This window comes from Actinospica sp. (assembly GCF_035552695.1).
GTDB lineage: Bacteria > Actinomycetota > Actinomycetes > Streptomycetales > Catenulisporaceae > Actinospica.
Window position 1 is genome coordinate 1 of the sequence record NZ_DASZKT010000119.1, and the last position, 7102, is coordinate 7102.

Here is a 7102-nt window from a genome sequence, read left to right on the forward strand (position 1 = left end):
GCTATCGAACGCGGCGCGTGCTCGCGGAGCTGGACCGCGTGTGCGTCGTTCCAACCGCGCGCGGCCTCGGCGTGGGCCGGACGCTGGTCGACCTGCTCGCGGCCGACGCGGCGGAACACGGCATCGAGGTGCTCGGCCTGGAGGTCCGCGGCAACAACCACGCCGCCATCGCCCTATACGAGCGCTGCGGCTTCCACCGCACCGGCCGCATCCCGAACGCGGTGGCCGTCGACGAGGAGCGCTACGACGTCGTCCTCATGCATCGCGAGCTCGGCCGACCCGAAGGCGTGAGCCTGATCGGCTCCGAGCCCACCGGCGCCGGATCCAGCACGCTTCGCTAGGCGCCGAGCAGGCCGCCGCCGCGGCTGACGCCACGCCGCCGCACCATCCCTATCGCTGCCGCAACTGCTGCCGTCGCCGTCGCGACTATCGCCACCGCACTGTCGCCACCGCATCGCCGCCACCACCATCTCCACCGCCGCCACCGCCGCGGCGATCGCGACCGCCACCACTCCACCGCCACCGCAGTCGCAGCTACCGCGACCGCCTCCACACCGTCGCCACTGTCGCGGCTATCTATCGCGACCGCCACCGCTATCGCCACCACACCGTCGCCGCAGCAACTGCCGCCGTCGCCACCACCGCGGCTATCGCCACCGCCACCGCACCGCCGCCACAGTCGCCACAGTCGCGGCTACCGCCACCGCCATCGCACCGCCGCCGCTATCCCGCCGCCACTACCGCTACAGAGCGTTACCACAGAGGCCTGAGCTTCCCCGCCCTCACGACCCGGGACAGATCCGCGATCAGCTCCCTGACGCGCTCCTCGCCGAGCACCGCGACCCATTCCTGCGCCGCCTCGATCGCCGCATCGTCCGCGGCGCGCGTGACGGCCCTCCCCTGCTCCGTCAGCGTGACCAGCTTGGCCCGGGCGTCGCGCGGATGCCGGCTGCTGACCACGTAGCCGCGGCGCAGCAGTTCGTCCACGAGCTGACTCGCGGCCTGTTTCGTCACGCCGAGGTGCTCGCCGATCTCCGCGATCGTCGCCCCATCCCCCGCGATGCGCACGAAGGCGAAGCCGTGCGCCGGGCGCACTCCGACGAACCCGCGTGCCTCGACCCCCGCCTGGATCGCGTCCACCAGCGTCGAGGCGGCGGAGAGCATCAGCAGCGGCAGCGCGAGCAGCTCCCCGCGCCTATCGGTCGCAGCGGTCACGGCGGCGGTCGCGTCGGTCGTGTCTGTCGCCTCGGTCAGCTCGGTCACGGGTCCATCGTCGCACAGGACTTGACAGAATAGACAGTCTGCTTGACTATTTAGTCAATCCGCTTGTCTATCTACAGGAGTCTTCCATGCCCGTCATCCGTTCCACCGAAGGCATCGAGCACGACGTGCACGGCGCAACCTTCACCGCGTACGCGAACTCACGAACCGGCGCGTCGGAGCTCTGCGCCTGGACCACGCGCATCCCCGCTGGTCAGCCAGGCATGCCGCACCAGGTGAGCAGGGAAGAACTCCTGCTCGTCACCTCGGGTGCGCCACGCTTCACCATCGACGGCACCGCCGTCAACGCGCGCCCCGGCGACGTCGTGGTGGTCCCCGCCGACAGCATGTTGACAGTGGAGGGCGGCGCGGATCAGGACTCGACCATGTGGGTCACCACCAGCCGCGGCCTGACCGCCAAGCTCGCCGACGGCTCCGACTTCACCCCGCCGTGGGCCCAGTGATGAGGTAGATCGGCACCGGTAATTCAGGCGGCGTCGGCGCGGAGTGCGGCTACGCTCGCGGCCATGACCACAGGCTTCACGATCAGGCCCGAGCGCGCTGAGGACCATGCGTCGGTCCGTGACGTGCACCGACGCGCCTTCGGTGCGGAGAGCGTCGCCACTCTCGCCGACGCCCTCCGCACCTCACCCGCGACCCTGGCGCCGTCCGGCCTCGTCGCGGAAGCCGCCGACGGGCGCGTCGTCGGCCACGTGCTGCTGAGCGCCAGTCGGCTGGACGCGCCCGAGCGGCTCGTCGACGTACTCGTACTCTCCCCGCTCGGCGTGCTCCCCGAGTTCCATCGCCAGGGCATCGGCACGCGACTGGTCCGGGCGGCACTCGACGCCGCCGACGCGCGCGGCGTACCGCTCGTCTTCCTCGAAGGCTCCCCGACGTATTACGCGGCACGCGGCTTCGAGCGGGCGGACGAGGTCGGCTTCCGCTCACCCTCGCTGCGCATACCGCCGCCCGCGTTCCAGGTCGCCCGGCTCTCGGCGTATCAGCCCTGGATGACCGGCACCCTCGTCTACTCGGACGCATTCTGGGCGCTGGACTGCGTGGGTTTGCGCTGATCAACTACCGATCAACTGCTGATCAAGTTCAGATCCACCGCTGATCAACGGCTGGTCAACCGCTGCACCTCAGCGCCGGGCGCGCCAGCCCTCGACGATCGCGTCCGGCTCGAGGCGCGGCAGCACGACGGCGCGACCCTCCTGCGGCAGCTTCCGGGCGACGTCGGCCCGCTCGTTGTAATCGTCGACCGCCGCCCGCAGGTCCCGCTCGGACGTGAACCCCGCCGCCGCGGCCGTCAGCTCGTCGGCGATCTTGCGCAGCGCGAGCGCCGGCGGGATCGCGTACGCCCCGGCGTGCTCCCGTTCAACGACCTGGTTGACCCACCAGTCGGCCCGGTACGGAGCCGCGTCCGAGGCCAGCGGCTTGCCCTTTCCGGGCAGGTCGTCGAACTCCCCGCGCTCCTCGGCGGCGCGGATCTGCCGGTCGAGCGCGCTCTCGAACCGGCTGGCCCAGTCGGCGTTCTGGCTCATGTGACGATTTTACGCGACGTCGAAAACCGTGTCACGGCAGGGTCACCGAACGTCCACTGCCCCCGCAGCCGTCTACCGCTTACGGACGACCGTGACGCCATCGCGCAGCGGGAGCATGACGGCATCGACACGTTCGTCCGCGGCGATCCGGGCGTTGAGGGCGCGCATCGTCTCGTGCTGCGGCTCGGTGAAGGCCGGGTCGAGGACGCGGCCGCCACGCAGCACGTTGTCCAGCGCGATCACGCCGCCAGGGCGCAAGCGGGTGACGATCTCCGCGTAGTACGCGGGATAACTTTCCTTGTCCGCGTCGATGAAGGCGAAGTCGATCACGAAGTCCGCGGGCAGCGCGCGCAAGGTCTCCAGCGCTGGTGCGATCTTCAGATCGATCCGGTCCGCGACGCCCGCCTTCTGCCAGTAGGCGCGGGCTATCGAGGTCCACTCCTCACTCACGTCGCAGGCCAGCAGCCGTCCGTCGGCCGCCAGACCGCGCGCGATGCAGAGCGACGAGTAGCCGGTGAACGTGCCGACCTCGACGGCGGATTTCGCGCCGACGAGCTGGACGAGCATCGTCAGCAGCGTGCCCTCGTCGTGTGAGATCTGCATCCCGGACCGGCCACCGGTCGCCTCGCGCGTCTCGGCGATGAGCTCGAACAGCAGCTCATCCGGCGGAGTCGAGCTAGCCAGCACGTAGTCCGCTACGGCGGGATGTACCGGCTCGATCTCGTCCCCCGACGTCGGCGGGGACCACTCGACCCGGACGCCCGACCCCTCTCCCGCGAAACGCAGCAGGTGACGCGCGACCACGTCCTGCACCGCCGCCAGGCCCTCAGCGTCCTGCGACGCCGCGATCAGCTCCAGGTGCCGACCGCCGGGCGCGATGACGCAGGTCCCGGTGCCCAGGGTGATCGTGGCACGGCCGTCGGCGGTCTGCGTCGTATCGCCCCGGTGGCCGAGATGGGAGACGAGTTGCTTGGCGTAGCGAGCGGGGCGGTCGATGGCGACGAGGGCCGTGGCGAAAGGCATGGCTCCACCGTACCCACCGTGTCACCCGCTAGATCCACTGAGAAGTAGCAGGATTGAGCCGAATGACGTAGCGGCCAGGACGTAATGCGCACGTCACGGCGCCACTTGGGAATCCGATGCGGCCCGGCGAGGTTTCCTTTAACTATGACCGATATCGACGAAGCACGCCGATTCATCGCCGAGAACCACAACGCCGTGCTGGCCACCTACCGCCGCGACGGTAAGGTCCAGCAGTCGCTCGTCTCCGCCGGTGTGGACGCGCAGGGCCGGGTGATCATCAGCGTCACCGAGGACCGGGCCAAGACCCGCAACGCCCGCCGCGACCCGCGCGTGTCCGCGTGCGTGTTCGGCGACGCCTTCTACGGCCGCTGGGTCCAGGTCGAGGGCACGGCCGAACTGGTCGACGGCCCGGACCGGATCGACGCCCTGGTCGACTACTACCGCACCCTGCGCGGCGAGGAGCACCCCGACTGGGACGAGTACCGCGCCGCGATGGAGCGAGACCACAGAGTCCTGCTTCGCTTCGAGATCGAGCGCGCTTCAGGGTTCTGAGCCGCGACGGACCAGCCGCGAAGCTGCCGGGCGACGGCCACCACGGGTACCGACCCGCCCCGGAGCAGGCGAGGCACGCGGGACCATTTCCGCCCTCCTTCCGGCTCCCGAAGAGGGCTGAACGGACTGGCCGCGAGGCTGCTGGGCGGCGGCCGCCATGGGTACCGACCCGCCCCGGAGCAAGCGAGGCACGCGGGACCGCTTCCGGCTTCCGGCTTCCGGCTTCCGGCTTCCGGCTTCCGGCTTCCGGCTTCCGGCTTCCGGCTTCCGGCTTCCGGCTTCCGGCTTCCGGCTTCCGAAGAGAGCTGACATGCCGGGACCGCGAGTGCCCGAAAACTCGCGGTCGTTGCCATTAGGGCTAGGGCGGTCAGGGTCGAGATTCCGTCACCTCACCTCCTCCGTGGGCACGTCCTGCCCGGCGGAGGCCGGAACCGGGGGCTCGGCGGGCTGTTGCCGCGGCGGACCCGGCTGCGCCCAGCCGGCGGCCGCCTGCCGCAGCACCTCCAGCCTGCTGCGATACTGCTCCTCGGAGATCTCGCCGCGGGCGTAGCGCTCCGCCAGGATCCGCTCGGCGCCCGCTGCCTCCGGCGTCACCGGGGCTCCCCAGCCGGGGCGCGTGACACCCGACGCTCCCGGTCCGGGGCCGAACCACGGGCCGCGGCCCCGCGAGGCCACACCCGGACCCTGCCGCGGCCCGGAGAAGACCCGCACCAGCAGCATGATCGCCAGCGTGACCAGCACGATGAAAAGCGCGGTGCTGAAGATCGACCACAACCAGTCGCCCGTACCGTAGTAGCCGTATCCAGAGTGGAACGGCATCTCCCATCCTCCCGTCTATGACCAAGCACTGATACCGGTTGAACGCGCAGACGATCTACCCGGTTCCGCTCAAATCGCCCCTGAGCGGCGTTCTTCGGCGATTCTCAGCAATTCGGGTACCGCGACCACGCGACGGGCGCGCATTTGTCGGACGTCCGGTGTTGACTGGGGGCATGGCAGCGAACGACTTCACTCCGCCGGGCCTGAACCGGCTGCACCGCGTCCTGTCCGGCTACGTCCAGCGCGGCACCGTACCCGGGCTCGTGGCGGCCGTGGCGAAGGGCGATTCGACGCACGTCGAGGTGCTCGGGCGGCGGGACGTGGACCGCGGCGAGGCGATGAGCCGGGATTCGATCTTCCGGATCGCCTCGATGAGCAAGCCGATCACCGCCGTGGCCGCGCTGACCCTGGTGGAGGACTGCGTGCTGCGGCTCGACGATCCGGTCGAGGAGTTCCTGCCGGAGCTCGCCGACCGCCGGGTGCTCAAGAGCCCGGGCAGCCCGCTGGAGGAGACGGTGCCCGCGGAGCGGCCGATCACGCTGCGCGACCTGCTGAGCTTCCGCGCGGGCTTCGGCGGCGTATGGAATCCGGACTGGCCGATCACGGCCGCCATGCAGGAGGCGGGCATCGCGCCCGCTCCCCCGCGGTTCTCGCCGGAACCCGCGCCCGAGCCCGACCTGTATCTGCGCCGACTCGGCGAACTCCCGCTGATCTACCAGCCCGGCGAGGCGTGGCTCTACCACATGCCGCTGGCCGTGACCGGTGTGCTCATCGCGCGCGCCTCCGGGCGGCCGTTCCCCGAGTTCCTGCGCGAGCGGCTGTTCGAGCCGCTGGGCATGGACGACACCGCGTTCCACGTGCCGCCGGAGAAACAGGAGCGGTTAGTCTCGGCATACCGTGTGGATCCGGAGTCCGGCGCGCTTGAACTGGCCGATCCGGGCGAGAACAGCATCTGGAGCGAGCCGCCCCCGTTCCCGGACGGCGGCGGGGATCTGGTCTCGACGGTCGACGACTATCTCGCCTTCGCCCGGATGCTGCTTGGCGGCGGTATCTACAGCGGAACGCGGATCCTCTCCCGACCGAGCGTCGAACTGATGACGACGGACCACCTGACCGCCGAGAACCGGCGGCGCGGCGGATTGGTCAACGGGGCGTGGGACACGGCCGGCTGGGGCTTCGGCGTCCAGGTGACCACGGCCCGCAGCGGGCTGGCGTCGGTCGGCCGGTACGGCTGGGACGGCGGACTCGGCACGGCCTGGTTCAACGATTCGCGGGAGCGGCTGATCGGCATCCTGCTCACCCAGCGGCTATGGCAGAGCCCTCAACCACCCGACGTGGCGGTGGACTTCGAGACCGGCGCGTACGCGGCGCTCGCGGCGTAGTCCGTTGTGGTGAAAGGAGGTTCGGCACGGCAGGTCGGCGACCGCTTCTGTCAGGGTTCGAGGAAGCGTGGCCGGGCCGCGAAGGTTAATCAGCACACTGGGATGACGCGGAAGGCAGCACCCGTACGGCCGATTCACCACCGTGTGGCGGTGATCGGCGAGGCGCGCGGGTTTCGCGGCAGGCGGCGGAATCCGCCAGGTCAACGGCCGTACGATGACGATCTTGCGGCGCGGGCGACCGAGTTTCCGGCCGCCGACCGGGTGATCTTCCGCGGCGGCGCGGCGCGGCTGCGTGCGCGCGAAACGTCCATGGGCGAGCATCAAGACCTGTCCGGAACGGCACCTTCTGCCTGGCCGCGATCCAGGGACGGACCCGGCGGCCATCAGCCCAACGGCGCAAGCCTGCGGCGTATCCCGGCCACAGGGGTTTACCGACCACGCTGCGGTGGCATCTTTGCCACGTTCCGTGCGTAACCCCAACGCACTCCTACGGGAAAGGCCGGCCGCCATGAGCACCTCGGT

General features: G+C 70.4%; 9 protein-coding genes and 1 pseudogene. 5 read left to right on the forward strand and 5 right to left on the reverse strand.

Going from position 1 to position 7102, the window contains the following annotated elements; all coding sequences use genetic code 11:
* Positions 1 to 341, forward strand: a 341-nt coding sequence (locus tag VG296_RS15190; protein ID WP_325566364.1) for an N-acetyltransferase, incomplete at its 5' end; no start/stop codon positions are given.
* A 412-nt stretch (positions 342 to 753) separates the two neighbouring features.
* Here the strand turns inward: VG296_RS15190 and VG296_RS15195 are convergent.
* Positions 754 to 1164 (reverse strand): MarR family winged helix-turn-helix transcriptional regulator, encoded by a 411-nt coding sequence (locus tag VG296_RS15195; RefSeq protein ID WP_349259568.1) that lies wholly within the window; start codon positions 1162 to 1164, stop codon positions 754 to 756.
* A gap of 185 nt (positions 1165 to 1349) precedes the next feature.
* Here VG296_RS15195 and VG296_RS15200 point away from each other — a divergent pair, with 185 nt between their 5' ends.
* Both VG296_RS15200 and VG296_RS15205 read left to right on the forward strand, forming a co-directional pair.
* Entirely contained in the window at positions 1350 to 1724 is a 375-nt protein-coding gene (locus tag VG296_RS15200; protein WP_325566366.1) for a cupin domain-containing protein, read from the forward strand.
* A gap of 63 nt (positions 1725 to 1787) precedes the next feature.
* Complete coding sequence (locus VG296_RS15205; protein ID WP_325566367.1) at positions 1788 to 2333, forward strand: N-acetyltransferase; 546 nt, start codon at positions 1788 to 1790, stop codon at positions 2331 to 2333.
* Positions 2334 to 2402: 69 nt separating this feature from the next.
* On the opposite strand, the gene VG296_RS15210 is transcribed toward VG296_RS15205, so the two are convergent.
* The 3 genes and pseudogenes from VG296_RS15210 to VG296_RS32860 all read right to left on the reverse strand — a co-directional run.
* On the reverse strand, positions 2403 to 2804 hold the full coding sequence (locus tag VG296_RS15210) for a DUF1992 domain-containing protein (protein WP_325566368.1): 402 nt from the start codon (positions 2802 to 2804) through the stop codon (positions 2403 to 2405).
* A gap of 72 nt (positions 2805 to 2876) precedes the next feature.
* Positions 2877 to 3524, reverse strand: a complete 648-nt coding sequence (locus VG296_RS15215) for an O-methyltransferase (RefSeq protein WP_349259569.1) — start codon at positions 3522 to 3524, stop codon at positions 2877 to 2879.
* Between the two features lie 33 nt (positions 3525 to 3557).
* Positions 3558 to 3827: pseudogene (locus tag VG296_RS32860) on the reverse strand (DUF2218 domain-containing protein); the annotation flags it as partial.
* 144 nt (positions 3828 to 3971) lie between these two features.
* Between VG296_RS32860 and VG296_RS15220 the strand changes: the two are divergent.
* A complete protein-coding gene (locus tag VG296_RS15220) occupies positions 3972 to 4379 on the forward strand; it encodes a PPOX class F420-dependent oxidoreductase (protein ID WP_325566370.1) in 408 nt (135 codons plus the stop codon).
* Between the two features lie 384 nt (positions 4380 to 4763).
* Here the strand turns inward: VG296_RS15220 and VG296_RS15225 are convergent, their stop codons facing one another.
* Positions 4764 to 5198: an SHOCT domain-containing protein gene (locus VG296_RS15225; protein WP_325566371.1), complete on the reverse strand. Its 435-nt coding sequence runs from the start codon at positions 5196 to 5198 to the stop codon at positions 4764 to 4766.
* A 173-nt stretch (positions 5199 to 5371) separates the two neighbouring features.
* Here VG296_RS15225 and VG296_RS15230 point away from each other — a divergent pair, with 173 nt between their 5' ends.
* On the forward strand, positions 5372 to 6580 hold the full coding sequence (locus VG296_RS15230; protein WP_325566372.1) for a serine hydrolase domain-containing protein: 1209 nt from the start codon (positions 5372 to 5374) through the stop codon (positions 6578 to 6580).
* The last annotated feature ends 522 nt before the right edge of the window (positions 6581 to 7102 follow it).